General features: G+C 76.4%; 2 protein-coding genes. Both read left to right on the forward strand.

The window, feature by feature from the left end:
- Positions 1 to 140 precede the first annotated feature (140 nt).
- Positions 141 to 1,931, forward strand: a complete 1,791-nt coding sequence (locus EF918_RS34245; RefSeq protein WP_125652772.1) for an ABC transporter ATP-binding protein — start codon at positions 141 to 143, stop codon at positions 1,929 to 1,931.
- The gene (locus EF918_RS34250; RefSeq protein ID WP_125652773.1) at positions 1,928 to 2,803 is read left to right on the forward strand and encodes an ECF transporter S component; all 876 of its coding nucleotides are present in this window, start codon (positions 1,928 to 1,930) and stop codon (positions 2,801 to 2,803) included. Before EF918_RS34245 ends, EF918_RS34250 begins: the two co-directional genes overlap by 4 nt.
- Positions 2,804 to 3,017 lie beyond the last annotated feature (214 nt).

A 3,017-nucleotide genomic window follows, 5' to 3' on the forward strand; every position in this document is an offset into this window, starting at 1 on the left:
GCCCCCGCCCTCCCGCTGTGGCCGGCCGCCGCGATCCTGCTCGGTCTCCTCCCGGCACTCGTGGCCCCCGTCCCGGCGTCCTCCTCCCCGTCTTCCTCCTCTTCCTCCTCTTCCTCGTCCTCGTCCCAGGGAGGCCGTACGTGATCCGGTTCGAGCAGGTGGCCGTGACCTACGACGGCGCGCCGGAGCCCGGCCTGCGCGGGGTGGACCTGACCGTTCCCGAGGGCGAGCTCACCCTCCTCGTCGGCCCGTCGGGAGCCGGCAAGTCGACCCTCCTGGGCACCGTGTCCGGCCTGGTCCCGCACTTCACGGGCGGCACCCTGCACGGCCGGGTCACCGTCGCCGGCCGGGACACCCGTACGCATCCGCCGCGCGAGCTGGCCGACGTCGTCGGCACGGTCGGCCAGGACCCGCTGGCCCACTTCGTCACGGACTGCGTGGAGGACGAGCTCGCCTACGGCATGGAGTCCCTGGGCCTGCCGCCCGCGGTGATGCGCCGCCGGGTCGAGGAGACCTTGGACCTGCTGGGCCTGAACGACCTGCGGGACCGCCCGCTGACCAGCCTCTCCGGCGGCCAGCAGCAGCGCGTCGCGATCGGCTCCGTGCTGACCACGCACCCCAAGGTGCTGGTCCTGGACGAGCCGACGTCCGCCCTGGACCCGGCCGCGGCCGAGGAGGTCCTGGCGGTCCTCCAGCGCCTCGTCCACGACCTGGGCACCACCGTGCTGATGGCCGAACACCGGCTGGAGCGGGTGGTCCAGTACGCCGACCGGGTCCTGCTGCTGCCCTCCCCGGGCGCGGCCCCGGTCCTGGGCACCCCGGCCGAGATCATGGCCGTCTCCCCGGTCCACCCGCCCGTGGTGTCCCTGGGCCGGCTGGCCGGCTGGTCCCCGTTGCCGCTGTCGGTGCGCGACGCCCGCCGCCGTGCCGCACCCCTGCGCACCCGCCTGGCCCCGGCCGTCCCCGCGGCCCCGACCGCGCCCGGCCCCCGGGCAGGGGCGGCGGCCCCGGCCCCGTACGCCCGGGCCGTCGGCCTCGGCGTGCGCCGTGACCGGGCCGAGGTCCTCCGCGGGGTCGACCTGGAGGTCCGGCCCGGCGAGACCGTGGCCCTGATGGGCCGCAACGGCGCCGGCAAGTCCACCCTGCTCGCGGCCCTGACCGGCATGCTGGAGCCGGCCACCGGCTCCGTCACGGTCGACGGCCGGGTCCCGCACCGCACCCGGCCCGCCGAGATGGTCCGCCGGGTGGGCCTGGTCCCGCAGGAGCCCCGCGACCTGCTGTACGCCGACACGGTCGCCGCCGAGTGCGCGGCGGCCGACCACGACGCCGGGGCCGAGGCCGGCACCTGCCGGGCCCTGGTCCGCGCCCTGCTGCCCGACGTACCGGACGACACGCATCCGCGTGACCTGTCCGAGGGCCAGCGCCTCGCGCTCGCCCTCGCCCTGGTGCTGACCGGCCGGCCCGGGCTGCTCCTGCTCGACGAACCGACCCGGGGTCTGGACTACGCCGCCAAGGCCCGGCTGATCGAGATCCTGCGGGACCTGGCGGCCGCCGGGCACGCCGTGGTGCTGGCCACGCACGACGTCGAGCTCGCCGCCGAGCTGGCGCACCGGGTGGTGATCCTGGCGGGCGGCGAGATCGTCGCCGACGGCCCCACGGCCGAGGTGGTCGTCTCCTCCCCCGCCTTCGCCCCCCAGGTGGCCAAGGTCCTGGCCCCGGACCCGTGGCTCACGGTCACCCAGGTCGCCCAGGCCCTGACGGGCAACGGCCCGGCACCCGCCGCGGACGAGGCACTCGCGGCGGACGCGCCGTCCGCGCAGGACGAGGCGCCGGGGGAAGACGGGCGGAGCCCGCGGCCCTCCCCCCTCCGGCCGGGCCGTACCTACCGCAGCGGCCCCGACCGGGCCCACCGTCCCGGGAGCCGCCCATGAGCCGGCCCGTCCGGATCGGCCCCCGCGGCGCCGCCGCCCTGGTGCTGGTCACCCTCGTCGGGATCGCCGCCTTCGGCTGGCCCCTGCTCGCCGACGCGCAGTCCGGGCTCGCGCACGCCCAGGACGCGCCCTGGCTGTTCGCCGCCCTGCTCCCGCTCCTGGTGGCCGTGGTCGTCGCGACCCTGGCCGACCACGGCATGGACGCCAAGGCGGTGGCCATGCTGGGCGTGCTCGCCGCCGTCGGGGCCGCCCTGCGGCCCCTCGGCGCCGGCACGGCCGGCCTGGAACCCATGTTCTTCCTCATGGTGCTCAGCGGCCGGGTCCTCGGCCCCGGCTTCGGCTTCGTCCTCGGCGCCGTCACGATGTTCGCCTCCGCGCTGCTCACGGGCGGGGTCGGGCCCTGGATGCCGTTCCAGATGCTGGCGCTGGGCTGGTTCTCGCTGGGCGCGGGGCTGCTGCCCGGGCCGGAGAGGATCCGCGGCCGGGCCGAACTGGCCATGCTGGCGGCGTACGGCTGTGCGGGCTCGTTCGCGTACGGCACGGTCATGAACCTCCAGGGCTGGGTGCTCCTGCAGGGCATGGGGCAGGGCATCTCCTTCCACCCGGGCGACCCGCTGCCCGCGAACCTGGCCCGGTTCGTCGCGTACTGCGCGGCCACCTCCCTGGGCTGGGACCTCGGGCGGGCGGTCCTGACCGTCGTCCTGACGCTGACCCTGGGCGGCACGGTGCTCAAGGCGCTGCGCCGGGCGACCAGGAAAGCGGCGTTCGACGCGCCGGTGGCCTTCGATTCAGGGGGCGAAGTGGCCCCCACCACACCCGATAAACAGGTACAAGTCCTCACAGAGAGCGACATTCCGGCCCGGTGCCGGTGAGGCGCCCCACAGGACCCACGTCACATTCGGCCCCGCCTAGTAGACCTCCGCCCCATCCTGGGACGGCCCGCTCGGCGGTTCCGTGGTCCCCGCCGCCCGCTGCTGCTACGGCCGCTAGTAGGTGGGGGGCGTTGCCAGGCGGTCCGGGGGCTGGCTAACTGGTGTTGTCGCCGAGGCGGCCGGGGCGAAAGGCCCCCCGCCGGGACGAACCCCT

Source organism: Streptomyces sp. WAC06614, from assembly GCF_003949795.1.
In the GTDB taxonomy this organism is placed as follows: Bacteria; Actinomycetota; Actinomycetes; order Streptomycetales; family Streptomycetaceae; genus Streptomyces.

Coding starts and splice junctions, on each gene's coding strand:
- EF918_RS34250 (WP_125652773.1), top strand. CDS start 1,928: ATGAGCCGGCCCGTCCGGATCGGCCCCCGCGGCGCCGCCGCCCTGGTG.